The following is a 17,998-nucleotide window of genomic DNA, read 5'->3' as shown; positions in this document are numbered from 1 at the left end:
TCGGTCCAAACACACAGGATTCGCATACTGATCCGCAATATCTGCAAGACAGCCACCCCTGAGCGCGGTTAAACCGGGGCACCCGCCCCTCCGCTCCTTCCCTCCACATTCGTTCATGTCCACCGTTGCCGTTCGTTCTGCCGCCCTGCCGCCGCCCATCCCCGGCCTGAACCGCCGTCTTCGCCAGCCGAAGAAGAACATCCCGCAGACCAAGCAGCATCGCGATGAGATCCTCGGGCAGGTCAGGCAGTATGCCGAGGAGGCGAATCTCGTGCCGCCTGTGCCCTTGGGCGATCTGCAGGAGCACACGGACAAAGTACTGGCAATCTATGGCATCGACCGGGTGTATCGCGACTACGTCGGCGTCTTGCTGGCGAATGAGACCTGGCGCGAGTCGCTGGCCACGATCCCTTTTGAAAAGCGCCTGCTGCTGATGCCGAAATGCCTTCGCGTGGAGAGCAAGTGCCCGGCTCCCTTCGATGAATTCGGCCTGCTCTGCAAACAGTGCGGGCTGTGCTCGATCCAGGACTTCCAGAACGAGGCGGAGAAGCTCGGTTACGCCGTCCTCGTGGCCGAAGGCAGCGCCATCGTCATGTCACTCATTCAGACGGGCAAGATCGAGGCCATCGTCGGCATTTCCTGCCTGCCTGTGCTGGAGCGCACCTTCCCGTATGTGGAAGCCGCCGCCATTCCGGCCGTCGCGGTGCCGCTGCTCCAGGACGACTGCATCGACACCGTCGTCGATATCGACTGGGTGTGGGACTACATCCACCTCACCAGCGAGGACAAAACACGCCGCCTGAACCTCAACGCGCTTCACGACGAGGTGAAGACGTGGTTCACCCGCGAGTCGCTGGACGCGCTCATGGGCCCCTCACGTGGTCACAGCGACGACATCGCGCGTGAATGGCTGGCACGCGCTGGCAAACGCTGGCGTCCTTTCCTCACGGTCGCGGCTTATCAGGCGCTGCGTGAAGATCCGGAAGGCCCCATCTCCGACACCGTCAAAAAAGCCGCCATCGCGGTCGAGATCTTCCACAAGGCCTCGCTCGTCCACGACGACATCGAGGATGGCGACGCCGAGCGCTACGGCGAAACCACGCTGCACACCGAGCATGGCATTCCTGTCGCGTTGAACATCGGTGACCTGCTCATTGGCGAAGGTTACCGCCTTCTGGCTGACAACGATGCGCCTGCCCACATCCGCAGCGCGGCCTTGCTCGTCGCGGCGGAAGGCCAGCGCGAGCTTTGCATCGGTCAGGGGGCCGAACTGCTCTGGACGCGTCATCCCGTGGCTCTGAGCAGCACGCAGGTGCTGGAAATCTTCCGCAGCAAGACCGCTCCCGCCTTTGAAGTGGCCCTGAAAGTGGGCGCAGCTCTTGCCGGCCAGCTCGACGAATGCGCGGACGTGCTCCACGCCTACAGTGAGAACCTCGGCATCGCTTATCAGATCCGCGATGACCTGGATGACCTCGGGGAGGACTCCGCTGCTGGCAACGAGTGGAACATGCGCCCCAGCATTGTGCTGTCGTTGCTGCGTGAAAAAGGCACGGGAGAGGTCAAGGAGCAGATGGAGGCGCTCTGGAACGGCGTGGCCACCACGAAGCCCGACAACGCCACCATCCGTCAATGGGCGCTGCAAAGCGGTGCGCATGAGAAGGCGATGACGCTGCTCGAAAGCTACAAGGAAGTCGCCATCCGCTCGCTTCAGCAGGTCGAACTGCCGAACCTGAAGGGCCTGCTGCGTCGTGTGCTGGGCAAGATCTTCAACGAGCTCGAAATCAAAGGCTGGTGCCGCGAGTTTGAGCAGAAGAACCTCAATCCCGAGGTGCTGGCAGAAGCCGCCAAGGCTGCGGAGCATCTGGTGCCGAAAGTCGCCACGGCTTGAGTCCAGCCAGGCCTGTTGACAGCCCGGACGCCTCGCCTCCATCCTCGCCACGTGACGTCTTTGCTCAAATCCTGGCGCTTCGGCCTCGGTTTCCTCGCGTTTGTTGTCGTGGGGTCGTTGCTGCTGCTGGCGTGGCTGCGGCAGCGCGAGAGCGAGGAATCGACACGCCTGTTTCACGCGCTGGCGCAGGCGGACGCGGATTTTGTGCGCCAGATGAACCTTCCGCGCAGCGAACGGCTCGCCCGCGACCTGGAACGGCTGATTGGCGAGCACATCGAGTTTCGTGAGGCAGGAACGACGAACGCCGCGGACGAGAACACCGTGGTCATCCGGCTGGACGGCAAGCATGACATGATTTTCACGCGCAAACCGGCCGCATCGCAGCTTTCACTGCGTGATCCTGGCACCCGGAACGCGCTGCTCGTCTTCTGGCTCGTTTCAGCGCTCGTCGGGTGGGCGCTCGCGAGGGAACGCCTCAAACGGGCACAGTCAGAGCGCCTCGCCATGCTGGGTCGCGTGGCGACGAGTCTGGCGCATGACATCAAAAACCCGCTCGCGTCCATCCAACTGCATGCGCAACTGATGACACCCGGCGATGAGGAGGACAGGCGGGCGGTGCAGATCATTCAGAGCGAGTCGGAGGTCATCGCCGGCCTCGTGAACCAGTGGCTCCATCTGGCCAGCCCGCTGCCGCCGAAGCTCGTGAGGCTGGATGTGGCGGGCTGCATCCTCTCAGTCGCGCAAAACCTCGAGGCGCAGGCCCAACACGCCGGTGTGCGCCTGGAAAACACCTTGGCGGGACCGATCTGGGTGATGGGAGACGCTCAGCGGCTCGCGCAGGCCTTTCGAAACATCCTCGTGAATGCCATCCAGGCGATGCCGCGCGGCGGTTCTCTGCGCATCGGGGCTGAAGACCGGTCCGGCGAGGTCACCCTCCGTTTTGCCGACTCCGGCCCCGGTTTTACCGAAGACGCACTGGCCCGGGGCACCGAGCTTTTCTTCACCGAGAAGGAAGGCGGCATGGGCGTCGGGCTGAACATCGTCGCTGGCATCGTGGAGGCCCACGGTGGACGTTTGGAGATGAAGAATCACCCCAAGGGCGGGGCGCTCGTCACCGTGACACTTCCTTCTGCTGCCTCATGAATTCCGCCATCCTCATCATCGAAGACGAATACGCACTCGCCGCGGCACTGGCCACGGTCGTGCGCCGCATGGACGCCACGCCCGTGGTCGCGGCCAGTGGACAGGGCGGCATCGACAAGCTCGGCACTCAGAACTTCGGCCTTGTCATCCTCGACGTCGGTCTTCCCGATGTGAGCGGCCTGAAGGTGCTGGAGAAAATCCAGGCACTGCCAAAGCCGCCGCCCGTCATCATCATCACGGCGCACGGCACGCTCGACACCGCGCTGGAGGCCCGCAGGCTGGGAGCACGCGAGTACTTCCTCAAGCCCCTCGATCTCGCCGCCATCCAGCGTACCATCCGCGAGGTCTTCACACCGGCGAAGGCGGCATCGACCTCCGGAACAACGATGATCGGCACCAGCGATGCCATGCAGCGGGCCTTTGCCGTGATCGCCCAGGCGAGTGGCTGTGACGCGCCCGTTTTGCTGCAAGGACCGCCGGGAAGCGGCAAGACGCTCGCCGCGCAGGTCATTCACCGCCACAGCGCCCGTTCGAGCGAGCCGCTGGTCGTTTTCCGGGCCGATGAATGGGCTGCGGATCGCGTGGAGGCCGCCTTGGACGAAGCGATGGCCAAAGCAGGCCGTGGAGTGCTCGTTCTGGATGAGATCAGCACCTTTTCAAAGCCCCTGCAGGCGGCGCTGCTGCATCGCATTCCAGGTTTGCAGGCACGGTTGTTCAGCACGGCTGGCGGCGAGCTGTCAGCGCTGCGTGAAGACCTGTTTTACGCCCTGACGGTGCTTCAGGTCACCCTGCCACCGCTGGCGGAGCGTACCGCGGACCTCCCGGCGCTGGCGGCCTCATTCCTGGGGGATCACGTGCTCTCTGCCGAGGCCCTGGCCGCGCTCAAGGCCTACGCCTGGCCGGGCAACGTGCGTGAACTGAAGACCTCGATGTCGCACGCCGCCGCCGTGTGCGGCGGCCGGACGATCCTGCCGCATCATCTGCCTTCCACCCTCGTCAAAGCCGATGACGGAAACCACCTGGAAGAGACCATGAAACGCAGCCTGGCAGCCTGGCTCGACCAGAAGACCACCGGTCCCGACGAATCCATGCCTGCCTACGACGATCTGCTCGAAACAGTGGAAGCTTCGATGCTCGACACGCTCTTGCAGCGCTTCGACGGCAAACCAACCCGACTGGCGGCTGCGTTGAAGATGAACCGGGCGACGCTGCGACGGAAACTGAAGGAAGACTGACACCCGCTACTGCGGCATCGGCCACACGATGAGGTCAATCGGATACAATTCGCCGTCGGCCTCGCTGCGGATGAAATTGGTCTCGTTGGCATCAAACGCACCGATGCCATCCCGCTGCCAGGCGTGGTCGCGCAGCGTCACCGACACATCCCGCCGCATCTGGAGCGGCTCCCATCCGCGTTCGGTCATCCAGGAGCGGATTTCCCGCTCCGTCGGTGCCCGTCCGGCGATGAAACGCTGAGCCAGCAGCATTCCGGCATGGTCTCCGATGATCGCCTCCAGTTCGCAGCCAAACCCGAGCACCTGCCAGCTCAACCGCTCACGTTCCAATGCCTGCTCCATGGAGCCGGGGCCATATTCGATCATGCCGCGCTCGTTGCGCACCAGGATGCAGCCGAAGCCCGCCGTGCCGTAGCCGTTTTCCTCGCGGCCACGCAGTTTGATGATGCGGCTTTCATCCATGCGATCATCGAAAAGCACCGCCTCACCACGGCTGCCGATGACGGAATAACGCGATCCAGCCGGACCCAGGCGCTCCCAATCCACGGTGCCGTTGATTCGGCGGCTGAGGATCTGCGCCACATCAAGCCAGCCGCCGCGTTTACGAGTCAACCGGTCGATTTCGCGATCCACCGCCGGGCCATCAAGCAACTGAGCAAAGTCGCGCTGGCTGATTTTCGCTGGCATGCACTTGGGCCTTCATTTGCACAGACATCTCTCCAGCATCGTCATCACGCAGGTGACGGCGGACCTGTTGATATTTCTCCTCGTAGCTTAACTCACGCCGGTTGGGCGGCGGGAGGCGCAGCTCAACGCCCGTAGGCGGGAGCTGGACGGCAAAAGGGTCGAAGGACATGACAGGATGATACTGGCAGACATTGAGAAAGGCAACCTTGCCGTCATTGGCCGTCTGCCTTGCCTGGCACCCGGGGATCGTGGGCGGGGAAGAAGAGTTTCTTTTCCGCATCGAAGTAGATCGCCTGGCAGGCGCCGAAGCTGGTGCTCGGGGACAGTTTGTGGCCGAGTTTCTCCACACGAGTGAGCGTTGCGTCGCCGAAGGCTTTTTCGATCTTCAACTCGTCCGGGTTCCATTGGTGATGGAAGCGTGGTTCGGCGAGCGCCTCGGCGGGCAGCATGCCGTCGTCGATGATGTGGGTGAGCAGCAGCAGCGCCTGCGTGATGATGGTGGGACCGCCGGCAGCTCCGGTGACGATGACGGGCTTGCCGTCTTTGAGCACAATCGTCGGACTCATGCTGGAAAGCGGGCGCTTGCCGGGGGCGATGGCGTTGGCTTCGGCTCCGACGAGTTTGAAGGCGTTTGGCACGCCGGGCTGCACGGCGAAGTCGTCCATCTCGTCGTTCAAGAGCACTCCGGTGCCTGGAATGACGACTTTGCTGCCAAACGCGGTGTTGATGGTTTGATTGAGAGCCACCCAGTTGCCCTCGGCGTCGGCGGTGCAGAGGAAGGTGGTGTGTTTCCCGAAGATGTCGCCTTCCCAATGCGGCGGCATGCCATGGCCGGGAACGGCGGTCACGTGATCGAGGTCGATCTTTTTCGCGAGTTCGTTCGCATAGGCCGGATCGACGAGGCCACGCGGCACTTTGGCGAAATCGGGGTCGCCGAGCCAGTGGGCGCGATCCGCAAAGGCGAGCTTCATGGCCTCGGTGATGACGTGAACGCGACTGCTGGCGCGGAAGTGTCGCAGCGGGAAGTTTTCCAGGATGTTCAGGATCTGCGCGACGTGGACGCCGCCAGAACTGGGCGGCGGCATGGTGACGAGGTCGTAGCCGCGATACTTCGAGCGGATCGGTTCGCGTTCGGGGGCTTGGTAGTTCGCGAAATCAGCCGCAGTGAGGATGCCACCGTTGTTTTTCATCCATTCGGCGGTTTTGGCGGCGAATTCGCCTTCGTAGAACCATTCGACGCCTTTTTCGGCAACAGCGCGATAGGTGGCTGCAAGGTCGGTTTGGACCAGAGTGTCGCCCTTTTTCAAGGGCTTGCCGTCTTTGAGGAAGATGGCTGCGGAAGCCGGGAAAAGGGCAAGCTTGGCGGCGGTGGCGGCCAGTTTGCGCTCATAGACTTCGTCGATGGGAAAGCCTTTCTCCGCGATCTCGGCAGCAGGCAGCAGCACATCGGCCAGCTTGAGCTTCCCATGCTTTTTCTGGGCCACGGCGCAGGCCTTGAGATACCCCGGCACCCCGGAGGCGAGCGCCCCGGTCTTGCTGGCTTCGTTGTCGAGTTTGCCGTTGATGACATACATGTCGCGGCTCGCCGCTGCTCCGGCCATTTCACGACCGTCGATACAGGTGACGGTGCCGTCGGCGCCGTGAATGACAAAGAAACAGCCGCCGCCGATGCCTGAATTGTGCCCATCGACGACTCCGAGCGTCAAACCGACCGCAATGGCGGCATCCACGGCGTTTCCGCCCTTTTTCAGCGCCTGGACACCCGCCTGGGTGGCGATGGGATTCACGCTGGCGACGGCCGCCTTCGGAAAAGACAGGTCAGCGGCGGGAAGGGCTGCACAGCCGAGGAAAAGCAGGGCGGGAATCGCTTTCATGGCCGCGAGGCTAGGCGGCGCGTGGAAGGGCGTCGATCAAAAAACACTCGCCAAAACAGGGGAAGCCAGGGGTCAGCCCTGGGCACTGCGTTTCCAGTTCAGCCAGGCTCTCCGATAGGTGAACGCCATCGCCATGATGCCGGCGAACAGCAGCAACGCCCGGCTGGGTTCCGGCACCGGCTGCACGAGCGCCGGGACGTCCCCCGGCAGGTTGAAGGCGGCCGAATCGACGACTGGCTCGGCAGCGCCTACCGCGATGACAGCGAGAGCGCTACAGACGAACCAGTAGCTGATTGAACGGAAAGCCATATGAATAAAAGATTCTTTACCAGACGAGGCCCCCGCCGGACAAGGCCTAATTTGCGACTTGTTCGACGCAAATCGTTGATTTTCAGTGGTTTTGGTTCGCTCGCCTAGGGGAATTGTGGAGCACGTCTTCGCGAGGGTTCCCGCTTGCGAGTTCCCGGGGCCTCCGCCATGACTACGGCCCTTCTTTTCCGGCAACACTTCTCCCATCATGTCCAGCGTCAGCTCCCCGCGTGTCATCAACATAGGTTTGGCAGGTTTAGGCAATGTGGGTGCCGGAGTGTTCAAGAATCTCCTGAAGAACCGGGCCCTGATCAGCCAGCGCATCGGGGCGGAGCTGCAAGTGACCCGCGTGGCGGTGCGCAATCTGAGCCGGTCGCGGGATGTGGAGGTGCCGGCGGAGCTCCTGACGACGGACTGGAAGGAACTGGTGAATGATCCCGCCATTCCGGTGATCGTCGAACTGATCGGCGGCACGACCACGGCCTACGAGATGGTCGCCGCAGCCTTGCGGGCGAAAAAGATCGTGGTGACCGGCAACAAGGCGCTGCTGGCTGAGCGCGGGAAGGAACTCTTTGCCCTCGCCGAGGAATGCGGTGTACCGATTTACTTCGAGGCGGCCGTCGCTGGAGGCATTCCCATCATCCAGGTGCTGCAGGAGGGCCTCGTGGGGAACCATATCCGCTCCATCCACGGCATCATCAACGGCACCTGCAACTACATCCTCACCCGCATGTCGCAGGCAGGCCTCAGCTATGAGGACGCTCTTCAGGAGGCGCAGGAAAAAGGCTATGCCGAGGCCGATCCCACGCTCGATGTCAGCGGCTGGGACGCCGCCCACAAGGCGATCATCCTGGCGTCGCTCAGCTACGGCTTCTGGATTCCGCAAGACAAGGTGCACGTGGAAGGCGTGGACCGGGTGGACATCACCGATTTCAAATTCGCCGCCCGTCTCGGCTACACGATCAAGCTGCTTTCCGTCATCCGTGCGGATGAAAACGGCCTCGTCGAGGTGCGCACGCAGCCCGCGCTGGTGCCTCTTTCGCACGTGCTCGCCAGCGTGAGCGGAGCCTTCAACGCGGTGCTTGTGAATGGCGATGTCGTCGGCGAGACGCTCTTCTATGGCCGTGGTGCCGGTCAGGACCCGACCAGCAGCAGTGTGATCAGCGACCTCTGCGAGGCCGCCGCCGTGCTGATGCATGGCGCACGCCACAGCGGGTTCGTTCCGCATGGCCTCTACGGCAAATCGAAGCCGATCGAGGACACGGTGTCTCACTATTACCTGCGTCTGACCGTCGATGACGTGCCGGGAGTGCTCGCCCAGGTGGCCACGGTGCTGGGGGAGCGCGGCATCGGCATCTCGTCGATGATCCAGCCTGAAGACCTCGAAGACACCAGTGGTGCCACATCGCTCGTGCTCATGATCCACGACGCGCGTCTCGGCGACATGAAGAAGGCCATCACCGCCATCCGCGAGCTGAAATGCGTGCGTGGAGAGCCGAGCTGGATGCGTGTGGAGACCCTTCAGGGCTGATCACCAGAAGCCCCACTGCTGCGTCTTCATGACGTAGAGCCCGAGTGCCAGGTTCCCGATCGCGTGCATGAACACGCAGGCACCGAGACTCTTCGTCCGCACGGCCACGAAATACATCAGCGAACCCCACACCAGAGCGCCCAGGTAGTCCTCCGTGTTGTGAATCAGCATCACCGCCACGGTGACGATCCAGAAAACCCGCCACGAATGCATGCCGAACGGGACTTTCTCGAACCGCCCATCTTCCACGAGCAAGAATCGCATCAAAAACCCGCGCCAAAACAGCTCCTCGATAAAAGGCACGACCAGCACCATTCTCGCAAAGCGAAAGCCGACCACCGTGCCGAGCCAGAGGGCGGAATCCTTCGCGATCATCGGATCAAACCCGTCCGTTCGCTCGGCCAACCCCAGCCATTTCCACCAGGACGCAGGTTCGTGCCCCTGCTGCACCCAGTGCTCCCGCAGCAGCGAGGGGGCGATCCACACGGCAATGCCCAAAATGCCCAGCACAAACGCCAGCCCCAGACCCCGCCAGGGCTTGAGGGTGTAGTGTTTTCGGAAGAACAGCAGCGCGGCCGCACAGATCACCGTCTGCAAGGGATAGGCCCAGTGCTCCGGGGCACGGACATGCCATGGCAGCTCCGAGTTCTCCACGCGAAACAGGCCGGGGAGGGCGTTCAATAGCGTGAACAGCACCAGCGGCAGCACGTGCGCGGCTGTGGGGGAGGACTGCAATCGCGCAAACATCATTCGCGGAGGTTATGGCAGGGCGAGTTCCTTGGCCCGGTCGCGATTCAGCAGCCACTTCGAGCAACTGCGCAGGTAACCACGGTTCCAGGCGGACATCGTGGAGGCTCCCGTGGCCATCATCGCCAGCGTTCGCGATGAAACCGACTCCATCATGTTGCTGAACCAGCCAGGATAGTCCGCTTTGAGCTGCATGCCGCGTTCGTAGAAGGCCACGATGCGGCCGTCGTAGAAGTAGGAGATGAGTTCGTGCCATGCCTCGTGCCAGGCGCGCTGGCGCTTCTCGTAGCCGGCCAGTTCCTTCGTCAGTTTGTCAGGGGAATCGAGCAATGCGGCGCCGTGCTTCGCAAAGATCGCGCTCAGCGACTCTGCAGCATCGAGGGCGAGGAAGACACCCGGCGAGAGCATGGGATCGACAAAGCCGAACGCGTCGCCAATCGACACCCAGCCGGGACCATGCGCACGGTCCGAGAGAAGCTGGTAGTTCGTGTAAGTGTACACGTCGCTCACGCGCTGACGGCCCTTCCCGAGCGGTGCGAGCACGCTGTCGGTCGCCAGGATCTTGTCGAGCCTCTCCTCGCCATTCGCGCCGAAGTCGGCCAGCGACTTCGGATTCATCACCACGCCGAACGAAAGGCGGTCCGGCAGCGGAATGCGCCAGCTCCAGCCCCATTCGTGAAACATGATGGCGATCTGGCCCTGCGGATACGGATGCTCGATGCCGGTGAAGTGCGCGAAGTGCGCCGTGTCCTTGCGCGGACCCGTTTCGGCCTGGATGCCGAGCAGTTTGGCCGAAGTGCGCGAGCGTCCGCTTGCATCGACGACGAGCGCGGGCTTGTCGCCATCGCTCCAACCGCCCGCGGCCAGCGCGGCAGCGTCCAGTTCGAGTTCTGGCTTGCCACCCGGATGCGCCACGAGGTGAGCGCGATGCTTCACAAAGGTCACGCCTTGTTCCTTCGCGAAGTCTTTGATCAAATCGTCGAATGCGGGCCGCGGCACATTGTAGGCGTAGGTTGGCAGCCGTCCTTTGACGGACATGAAGTTGAAATCCATCCGCGTGCCGCAGTGGTGGATGAAGCTCGCGCCCGGCTTGTGCTGCGCGATGGCGGCCACGCGGTCCTCGATGCCCATGCGCTGGAGAATCGCGACGATGGCGGGAATGAGTGATTCACCAACCAGCAGCGCGGGGCGTTTTTCGTCATCAAAAACGACGGACTGGATGCCCTGACGTGCCAGCAGGGCGGCCAGGGCGCTGCCGGCCGGTCCGGCACCGAGAATGGCGATTCGTGGGGAGCGTTTCATGGGGGACTTCAGTAGCGGCGCAGCTTGCCGCTGGCGGTCAATGGCAGCTCGGAGACAAACGTGTAGAACAGCGGCACTTTGTAGGCGGAGAGACGCTCCTGGCAAAGTTTTCTCAGCTCGCCCACCGGCGGTGGTGCTGCCGCATCCTGCGGGATGATTTCAGCCGAAGGCATCGCTCCCAGTGCGGGATGGGCGCGTGCGGACACACGCGCCGCTTTGACGCCTGGATGGCTGCACAAAACCGCCTCCACCTCCTCAGGAAAGCATTTCAAGCCGCCGACATTGATCACGCTGCGCACACGGCCGCGCAGGTAAAGGCAGCCGTCCTCATCCTGTGCCGCGATGTCGCCCGTGGCGAACCATCCATCGCGCAAGACGGTATCTCGTGGCTGCCAGGGGGTCAGATACGCGTCGAACAAGCCCGGTCCGCGCAGCATCAGCTCGCCGTCATCGAGTTTCACCTCAAACGCAGGCAGCGGCTGGCCTATGGAGGTCGGTTTGTCCTTCGCATGCTCCAAATTCAGGATCGGCAGTCCGGCTTCGATGATGCCCATGCCCTGCGTGAGGTGCAGGCCGGTCTTGTTCGCGAAAAGTGCCGCGACCTCGGTGCTCAAGGCGAAAGCCGTCGAAACGGCGAGACGCAAGGATCCAAGAGCAGCCGCATCCGGCTGGCCCGAAAGCATCGTGTAGTGGTAAGGCGAGCCATACATCACCGTCGCGCCATGCTCGCGCATCATCGCCAGCATCACTTTCGGGTCGCTCGCAGGGGCGAGGATCGTGGTGGCGCCGTGGTAGAGGTAAAGAATGATCGAAACGGCAAAGTGATGCGCCATCGGCAGCACCCACAGCACACGATCCTGCGGACCGATGCGCAAACCCTCGTTCGCCGCGGTGATGCGGCCCAGCAGCGTCTCGTGCGAGATCACGATGCCTTTCGAGGTGCCTGTCGTGCCGCTGCTGAAGCGGATGAAAGCCGGGTTCAGTGCCGCAAGGGCTGCTTCATCGAAGGCAGGCGTCGAATCGTGCGTCACAGGTTCGATGCGCCAATCCTCGGCGTTTTTGGCAAACACGATCGCATCGAGCGCGGTCGATTTCGCGAGCTGCGCACGCTCGCTGGCGGTCAGTTCGGCCGGGATCGGCACAAAGCAGGCGTTCTGCTTCAAGATCGCCAGCGCCACCACGATGTAGTCCGTACCGCTGGGAGCATCGAGCCCGATGCGCGGCCGGCTTTTCTTCGGCCATGCCGCGTCGGCGCTCATGCGGTTCGCGCAGTCGTTCATGCGTGCCTCCAGCTCGCCAAACGTGAGCCTCAGCTCCGGGCTGATGACCGCGTTGTCCGCCGCGGTGGCTCGTTGGAAGATGAGATCGACGATGTTCACGCTTTTAAATCGCTTAAAGCCGCCCTGACGTGCTGCGCAAGAGCTGCGGTGTTCTGTTCTTCATTTGCGGCAGCGATGCCCGCTGCTTGTCCGGTCGCCACCGCCGTGCCCATGACGCGAATGCTCGCCTGGGCACGATGCGTGGCCGAAAGGCAGCGTCCGGCGACGAACACATTGCCCAGATCACGCGCACGCAGGCAACCGAGCGGGATGCCGCAGGCCTTCGGCTCACGCGGATAGAGCAGACGCGGGCCACGGGCCGTTTCGCGCAGCTCCATTGGCCAGGTGGCGTAGGCGACTGAGTCATCGCTGTCACGGCTTTCCAGCAGGTCCTCTTCGGTCAAAACGGTCTCACCGATCCAGCGGCGGCTTTCGCGAATGCCAGCACGCAGCGGCAGTGTGGTGATGCGTGCCTTCGAGAAGCCTTCGAATGCCGTGCGCAGATGCTCGACGATGGCGAAGGTCACCTCTCGGCCCTGCATCTCGATCCAGGTCAGGCTGCGGGCGTCGGTCGCATCGAACGGGCATTCGGGCGAGTCGCCGGTGAGATCGAGCGTGAGGAAGGCTTCGTTTGCGGTCGTTCCCGCACGGAAATGCGCTCCGGCTGCGGCGGCGGGCAATTTTTGATCCTGAATGGCCCGGGCGAGGCATCCGGCGATCTTCAGCGGTCCGTCGCCGCTCAAAGCAGCGGCATCGACCTCGGCGAGCCCGACGATGTAGGCCGGGCGCTGCAGTTCCTTCGCGGGAGTCTGGTCCCAGGCATGATTCGTGATCGCTGCGAGCACCGCGTCACCGCTGGCATCGACGATCGTGCGTGGACGCACTTTCCAGGTGCTGCCACGGCAGTGCAGTGTGACTTCGGCGACGTGTCGAGACTCCACCCGGGCATCGATGACCTTCGTGTGGAGCAGCACCTTGAGATTCGCTTGTCGGGAGCACCATTGATCAAAAAACAACGCCAGACGCTGCGGCTGATGCATGAGCACATCCACCTTGCCCATGCGCAGCGGGCCATGCGCGATGCCTTGAGCACGCAGTTCGCGCTCCAACTCGGCCGGCAGCCCTGGATTGGCCACTTGGGGTGCCGCCTCAGGAGTTTGAGGCAGATCATACAAACCGCAGAACGAATGCACGAGCGAGGCGGTGCCGGCGCCGCCGAAAAAGGCGTGGCGTTCCACCAGCAGCGTGTCCGCGCCCCGACGTGCGGCGGCAATCGCTGCCGCCACGCCTGCGCTGCCTCCGCCGATGACAAGAACATCCGGGTTCATGGCCGCATCATTCACCGAGAAGGTCAGAACGCCAGCGCTCGCGCATGAGATCGGTCTCGGACTCGCTCAGGCACGAGTCGAGGTAACTCACGGTGACGGTGAGCTGGTCGCGGCATTCGGAGACAAACAGGCCGCTGCCGGGAGGCGCGCACAGCGTGGGCATGTGGATGGCGTTGAGGATGTCACCGCCGCAGAAGGTCGTCATGCCTTCGCCAAAGCTGCCGGTGTAGGCGTGGTAGAATGAGGCGATCTCGCCTCGCTGGCCCAGGCGCACCATGTCGAGCATCAGCTTGCCCGGCATGCGGCGCATGAGGAGCTGCATGGCGTTGAAGGACAGGTGCCGCTTGAGCTTCAGATGCTCCATGTGCTGCCGCATCAGCGCCTTGCTGGCCGTGCCGAGGTCGGTGAGATCGTTTTCTTTTAGGATGAAGAAGAACATCGCCATGTGGTTCTGAAACACGGCTGTTTTGCCATTCGCATCCTTCGGCCGCTGCTGCACCGGCATGGGCACGGCATACGAGAGATCATGCTGGCCGCGGGATTGAAACACGGCCTGATGGCAGCGTGCGGCGAGTCCGGCGTAGAAGAAAGTGCGCATCATGTCGCCGCCGATCTTGCCGAGCGTGAGCCGGATCTTCGCCGTTTCCTCGGGCGAAAACGTCTCCCAGAAGCAGCCACGGCGGCCGGTGACGAGTCTGCCGCGGCTGGCGGACACAAACGGCTCGGCGCCGAGTTTCATGAGGTGCCGGCCGCATGCCTCGCTCTCCTGAAACAGCTTCCACCATGGCCGGTTGTCCGTGATGACCGGCTGCTGCGGCGAAACGGCCTGCGGATCGAGCCACAGCTCGTTCATGTGTTTGAACAACAGCTCCACGCCGGTGCCATCGAGCAGCAGGTGGGACCAGTTCATCACGATGGACCATGTTTGATCGCCCGTGCGCACGACATCGAAGCGGATGTGCGGCGGGCCGAGCGAGGCACGTGGCTGCCCATGCATGCGCAATGCTCGCAATTCGGAGATGGACTCGACTTCCGAGTTTTCCGGCCCGCTCACGCCACGGAGGCGATGAAACTGCATCGGCACCGGCGTCGGTTCGCCGGAACACTCCCAATACGGAACCGCCCAGACGCCATCTTTGCGCAGCGTGGCGTGCAGCAGCGGCAGACGCTTCGGTAACTCGGCTGCGAGCCATCGCAGCCGTTCCACATCCGGCTGGCCGGCGACATCGATCTGGCTCAGCGCATCGAGTCCACGTCCATCCGCGGCACGCGAGAGATGATCCAGCGCGGTGACGAATCCATCCGTGCCGGTGATCGGAAACTGCGGAATGGCGGGCGTCGCGGTGCTCATGCGGCTTGTCCGTTCACCAGCGCGGCCAGGGCGTTTCCGCTGCGGAAATTCGCCCGGCTGAGCTCATCAGGCTCCACCTTCTTGGCGAAGCGCTCCTCCAGAAACATCACGAGCTGCATCACGCCCATCGAATCAAGCCCCGACTCGAAAAAATCGGCCTCGGCGCTGAAATCAGCAGGCAGATCGGGCAAAACAGTCTCGCGCACGAGATCGATCATCGCGGTGGGAGTGGTCGCAGGCATGCGTCTGTTTAGGCAGGGACGGCGGCGGATGCAAATGCAACGCTCAGCGATACTCGTGGCCTAGATTGTCATCGGTGATCACTTCGGCCTTGCCCCAGGCCTGCTGCATGGCCTCGCGGCGGCACCAGTGCCACATGTCACCGGGCACGGGGAGCGATTCGACGTCGAGGAAGGTGAGGACGCCTTCGATTTGATCGGCGGCGATGACGGGCTGGCCGTCGATGCGGTAATCGGCGAGGATTTTCTGCCAGCGGTCGCGGTTTGGCTCCAGCGGGGCGTTGCTGGCGAGGCAGTGGTTCATCACCATCATCGTGTGCGGGAACACGTCCATGCCCGTGCGGGCGGCACGTGGTGACTCGGTGCAGTTCCAGAAGGCGATGCCGTCGGGTGTGAGGTGGGCTTTGACCTCGGTCAAAAACTCGCGGGAGAGCAGTGCGGAGGCGAATTCGCGCCAGTGGTGCGTGGTGTTCATCACGATGGCGTCAAACTTCGCTTCCGGATGCTGCCGCAACCAGCGGCGGCCGTCGTCGATGACGAGTTCGAGCTTCGGATTGGTGAGCAGGCTGGCGACTTCGGGGCGCGAGCGAATCAAATCGAGGTAGCCGTGGCTGAGCTCGATGGCAGTGACCTTTTTCACCTGCGGATGATTGACGAGGATCTGCGTCCACGAACCACTGGCGACGCCAATGACGAGCACGTTTTCGATGCGATCATGCACGGCGGAGAGGAAGTAAGGCCGCACGAGCCAGGACTTCGGCTCCAGCTTCGTGCCGATCATGCCGTCGTAAGCGCCGTTGCCGTAAACCGCGCCGCTGGTGTCCACCGTGATGACTCCGTGGCGCGATTCGATGGTCTGGGCGAAGCTCATGCCATAGTTGAAGTCGTGCTTGTATTGCAGGCGCTCATAGAAGCCTTGGAAGGTGCCCAAGCTGACGGCCATCACGCAAAGCGGCTGCCAACGTTGTTTGTGAGGCAGTTGGAAGCGGCCAATTGACTCTGCCCACAGCCACGAAACGAGCAGCAACAGTACGCTTAGGAGCTGCAAGTTTGTCCATTCCATGAAAAGGAAACCGGTGAGCAGGCTTCCAGCACCGGAACCAATGATGTTGGCGAGATAGAGCCGCGAGAGCTGGCTGCCTGTGTCTTTACTTGGTGGAATAGCGGCTTGGCAGAGCAGTGGAAAAGTGATGCCGAGCAGCATCCCCGCGGCAACGACGAGGATGAAGCCATATTCCCAATGAACCTGTGCAGCCATGATGGCGGTGATTGGCGCGATCATGAAAGCACACACACTCGACAACAGCACCCAACGTCCGAATTTGAGTCGGAGGCCGCCGGCTTTAGCCAGCAATCGCTGGCTGAACAGCGATCCTAACGCGAGCCCGAGCAGGTAACTGCCGAGCATGTAGCCGAAAACGGGCGCGCGCGAGGCGCTGGCGAAGTTGAAGACGCGGGACCATATGATCTCCCACGAAAGGGCGAGGAAGCCGGAGAGCGCGGACCACCAGAGCGCCGTGGGGAAGGGGATTTGGGATGAGGGATCAGGAATGTGTGATGTGGCAGGCTGATCGGAGGCTTGCGGTGCTTTGCGCAGCGCGATGAGCACGATCAGAGCCGCGAGCGCATTCAAACTGGCGGCGATGTGAACCGTTCCGCGCATGCCGAAGCCACCGAGAAGCCATTTCGCGGCGATGAAGGCACCGAGGGCCGCGCCGAGCGTGTTCACGAAGTAGAGCCGGCTCACCGTCTGCCCCACGTGCGCGGTGTCGCGCACCTGATGCGCCACGAGCATGGGCAGCGTGGCTCCCATGAGCAGCGTGGGCAGAAAAACGAGCAGGAAGACGAGGACGCCGGTCGTGAGGCCGTGCGCCTGTGCCGAGGTGATCGCGCCGACGGTATCGAACAGCTTCAGCGACACGAGGCCGTAGGCACCGACACCGAGTTCGGCGAGACCGAAGAGTAGCACGAGCGGTGCTCGTGTGGATTTGGAAATCCAACCGCCGAAGAGGCTGCCGATGCCGAGTCCGGCGAGAAACGCCGCCACCACCATCGCCACGGATTCGACGTTGCTGCCGTAGATCGTGAGCAGCGCCCGCTGCCACACGAGCTGGTAGATCAGCGCCGAGATGCCGGAAAGGATGAAAACGCCATGCAGGATGCTGGCGTGGAGGCGGCGTGGCATGGGATCACTCGAAGCCGTTGGCGCGGAGGAATGTCAGGCTGTTGGGGATCTGATCCATCGAGGTGGGGGATTCGTCCTCGATGAAGTAGTGCTGCACGCCGTTTTTCCGGGCTGCGGCGAAGATGGAAGCCCAGTCCATCTGGCCGGTGCCGAGGGTGACATCGTTGGCGACGTCAGTTTTGCCGGTGAGGAAGCCGGTTTGCACGCCTTTCTTCAAATCCTTGAGGTGCATGAGCTTCCAGCGGCCGTTGTACTTCTCCAGCAGCTTCACCGGATCCTGGCCGGGGAAGACGATCCACAGAACGTCCATCTGCACGGAGACAAACTCGGGTTTCGTCTCACGCATGAAGAGGTCGAAGAGCGTGCCGTCTCCATAGGTTTCGAACTCGAAGCCGTGGGCGTGGTAGAACATGGTGATGCCTTCCTTGGCGAGTGCTTCGCCTGCTTTGTTGAAGGTGGCGATCGCGTCGCGGCACTCAGCTTCATCGAAGCTGTCCTTGTGGTCGATCCAGGCACAGCCGGCATACTTGATGCCGAGCGTCTTCGCGTCCTTCACGACGTTGTCGAGATCGTTCTTGTAGCGTGCATACGGAAAGTGGCTGCTGACGGCCTTGAGCCCGCGTTGTTCCAGCTCCGCTTTGAACTGCTCGGGCGTGAGATCGTAGGTGCCCGCGAGTTCGACCTCCTTGATGCCAAACTCCTTCACACGGTCGAGCGTCCACGGCACACCGCGAAGTTTGAACTGGCTGCGCAGGCTGTAGAGCTGCAAACCAGCGGCGTTTGGCGCGTCGGCGGCTTGGAGCTGAAAGGCAAGGCCGAGTGAGAGGAGAATCGAGGTGAGTTTCATGGCGGGAGGAGTT

Annotated in this window: 16 protein-coding genes; 4 read left to right on the top strand and 12 right to left on the bottom strand. The window is 62.7% G+C overall.

Annotated features, from left to right (window positions below; genetic code table 11):
• The first annotated feature begins 115 nt into the window (after positions 1-115).
• Genes IAE77_RS20075 through IAE77_RS20065 form a run of 3 tightly spaced genes read left to right on the top strand, consistent with a single transcriptional unit; the run spans position 116 to position 4,266 of the window.
• A complete protein-coding gene (locus tag IAE77_RS20075) occupies positions 116-1,888 on the top strand; it encodes a polyprenyl synthetase family protein (protein ID WP_294230575.1) in 1,773 nt (590 codons plus the stop codon).
• Positions 1,889-1,939: 51 nt separating this feature from the next.
• Positions 1,940-3,031, top strand: a complete 1,092-nt coding sequence (locus IAE77_RS20070; RefSeq protein WP_294230572.1) for a HAMP domain-containing sensor histidine kinase — start codon at positions 1,940-1,942, stop codon at positions 3,029-3,031.
• Complete coding sequence (locus tag IAE77_RS20065; RefSeq protein WP_294230569.1) at positions 3,028-4,266, top strand: response regulator; 1,239 nt, start codon at positions 3,028-3,030, stop codon at positions 4,264-4,266. The genes IAE77_RS20070 and IAE77_RS20065 overlap by 4 nt, the downstream gene beginning before the upstream one ends.
• Before the next feature lie 6 nt (positions 4,267-4,272).
• Here IAE77_RS20065 and IAE77_RS20060 read toward each other — a convergent pair whose 3' ends face one another.
• The 4 genes from IAE77_RS20060 to IAE77_RS20045 all read right to left on the bottom strand — a co-directional run bounded on the left by IAE77_RS20060 (position 4,273) and on the right by IAE77_RS20045 (position 7,136).
• Complete coding sequence (locus IAE77_RS20060; protein WP_294230566.1) at positions 4,273-4,953, bottom strand: hypothetical protein; 681 nt, start codon at positions 4,951-4,953, stop codon at positions 4,273-4,275.
• Positions 4,910-5,122 carry a hypothetical protein gene (locus IAE77_RS20055; RefSeq protein ID WP_294230563.1) on the bottom strand — a complete coding sequence of 71 codons (213 nt, stop codon included), beginning with the start codon at positions 5,120-5,122 and terminating at the stop codon, positions 4,910-4,912. Before IAE77_RS20055 ends, IAE77_RS20060 begins: the two co-directional genes overlap by 44 nt.
• A gap of 43 nt (positions 5,123-5,165) precedes the next feature.
• On the bottom strand, positions 5,166-6,827 hold the full coding sequence (gene ggt, locus IAE77_RS20050) for a gamma-glutamyltransferase (RefSeq protein ID WP_294230561.1): 1,662 nt from the start codon (positions 6,825-6,827) through the stop codon (positions 5,166-5,168).
• Between the two features lie 72 nt (positions 6,828-6,899).
• Positions 6,900-7,136, bottom strand: a complete 237-nt coding sequence (locus tag IAE77_RS20045) for a PEP-CTERM sorting domain-containing protein (protein ID WP_294230558.1) — start codon at positions 7,134-7,136, stop codon at positions 6,900-6,902.
• Between the two features lie 208 nt (positions 7,137-7,344).
• Between IAE77_RS20045 and IAE77_RS20040 the strand changes: the two genes are divergently transcribed.
• The gene (locus tag IAE77_RS20040; RefSeq protein ID WP_294230552.1) at positions 7,345-8,667 is read left to right on the top strand and encodes a homoserine dehydrogenase; all 1,323 of its coding nucleotides are present in this window, start codon (positions 7,345-7,347) and stop codon (positions 8,665-8,667) included.
• On the opposite strand, the gene IAE77_RS20035 is transcribed toward IAE77_RS20040, so the two are convergent.
• The 8 genes from IAE77_RS20035 to IAE77_RS20000 are packed head-to-tail and all read right to left on the bottom strand — an operon-like array spanning position 8,668 to position 17,985.
• Entirely contained in the window at positions 8,668-9,375 is a 708-nt protein-coding gene (locus IAE77_RS20035; protein ID WP_294230549.1) for a CAAX prenyl protease-related protein, read from the bottom strand.
• A 51-nt stretch (positions 9,376-9,426) separates the two neighbouring features.
• Positions 9,427-10,716, bottom strand: coding sequence for a tryptophan 7-halogenase (locus IAE77_RS20030; protein WP_294230546.1), 1,290 nt, complete (start codon positions 10,714-10,716; stop codon positions 9,427-9,429).
• An 8-nt stretch (positions 10,717-10,724) separates the two neighbouring features.
• Positions 10,725-12,095 carry an AMP-binding protein gene (locus tag IAE77_RS20025; protein WP_294230543.1) on the bottom strand — a complete coding sequence of 457 codons (1,371 nt, stop codon included), beginning with the start codon at positions 12,093-12,095 and terminating at the stop codon, positions 10,725-10,727.
• On the bottom strand, positions 12,092-13,363 hold the full coding sequence (locus IAE77_RS20020; RefSeq protein WP_294230540.1) for an FAD-dependent oxidoreductase: 1,272 nt from the start codon (positions 13,361-13,363) through the stop codon (positions 12,092-12,094). The genes IAE77_RS20025 and IAE77_RS20020 overlap by 4 nt, the downstream gene beginning before the upstream one ends.
• A 7-nt stretch (positions 13,364-13,370) precedes the next feature.
• Positions 13,371-14,714 (bottom strand): hypothetical protein, encoded by a 1,344-nt coding sequence (locus IAE77_RS20015; protein WP_294230538.1) that lies wholly within the window; start codon positions 14,712-14,714, stop codon positions 13,371-13,373.
• Positions 14,711-14,956, bottom strand: a complete 246-nt coding sequence (locus tag IAE77_RS20010; protein WP_294230535.1) for an acyl carrier protein — start codon at positions 14,954-14,956, stop codon at positions 14,711-14,713. The genes IAE77_RS20015 and IAE77_RS20010 overlap by 4 nt, the downstream gene beginning before the upstream one ends.
• A 43-nt stretch (positions 14,957-14,999) precedes the next feature.
• Positions 15,000-17,138 carry a fused MFS/spermidine synthase gene (locus IAE77_RS20005; protein ID WP_294230532.1) on the bottom strand — a complete coding sequence of 713 codons (2,139 nt, stop codon included), beginning with the start codon at positions 17,136-17,138 and terminating at the stop codon, positions 15,000-15,002.
• Positions 17,139-17,142: 4 nt separating this feature from the next.
• Positions 17,143-17,985: a sugar phosphate isomerase/epimerase gene (locus IAE77_RS20000; RefSeq protein WP_294230529.1), complete on the bottom strand. Its 843-nt coding sequence runs from the start codon at positions 17,983-17,985 to the stop codon at positions 17,143-17,145.
• Positions 17,986-17,998: the final 13 nt, after the last annotated feature.

This window comes from Prosthecobacter sp. (genome assembly GCF_014879935.1).
GTDB lineage: Bacteria > Verrucomicrobiota > Verrucomicrobiia > Verrucomicrobiales > Verrucomicrobiaceae > Prosthecobacter.
This window is presented reverse-complemented; position numbering and strand designations above follow the sequence as displayed.

Bases quoted from the DNA above. Each gene is read 5' to 3' on its own strand.
- IAE77_RS20075 (WP_294230575.1), top strand. From the start codon at position 116: ATGTCCACCGTTGCCGTTCGTTCTGCCGCCCTGCCGCCGCCCATCCCC.
- IAE77_RS20065 (WP_294230569.1), top strand. From the start codon at position 3,028: ATGAATTCCGCCATCCTCATCATCGAAGACGAATACGCACTCGCCGCG.
- IAE77_RS20060 (WP_294230566.1), bottom strand. From the start codon at position 4,953: ATGCCAGCGAAAATCAGCCAGCGCGACTTTGCTCAGTTGCTTGATGGC.
- IAE77_RS20055 (WP_294230563.1), bottom strand. From the start codon at position 5,122: ATGTCCTTCGACCCTTTTGCCGTCCAGCTCCCGCCTACGGGCGTTGAG.
- ggt (WP_294230561.1), bottom strand. From the start codon at position 6,827: ATGAAAGCGATTCCCGCCCTGCTTTTCCTCGGCTGTGCAGCCCTTCCC.
- IAE77_RS20045 (WP_294230558.1), bottom strand. From the start codon at position 7,136: ATGGCTTTCCGTTCAATCAGCTACTGGTTCGTCTGTAGCGCTCTCGCT.
- IAE77_RS20040 (WP_294230552.1), top strand. From the start codon at position 7,345: ATGTCCAGCGTCAGCTCCCCGCGTGTCATCAACATAGGTTTGGCAGGT.
- IAE77_RS20030 (WP_294230546.1), bottom strand. From the start codon at position 10,716: ATGAAACGCTCCCCACGAATCGCCATTCTCGGTGCCGGACCGGCCGGC.
- IAE77_RS20020 (WP_294230540.1), bottom strand. From the start codon at position 13,363: ATGAACCCGGATGTTCTTGTCATCGGCGGAGGCAGCGCAGGCGTGGCG.
- IAE77_RS20015 (WP_294230538.1), bottom strand. From the start codon at position 14,714: ATGAGCACCGCGACGCCCGCCATTCCGCAGTTTCCGATCACCGGCACG.
- IAE77_RS20010 (WP_294230535.1), bottom strand. From the start codon at position 14,956: ATGCCTGCGACCACTCCCACCGCGATGATCGATCTCGTGCGCGAGACT.
- IAE77_RS20005 (WP_294230532.1), bottom strand. From the start codon at position 17,138: ATGCCACGCCGCCTCCACGCCAGCATCCTGCATGGCGTTTTCATCCTT.
- IAE77_RS20000 (WP_294230529.1), bottom strand. From the start codon at position 17,985: ATGAAACTCACCTCGATTCTCCTCTCACTCGGCCTTGCCTTTCAGCTC.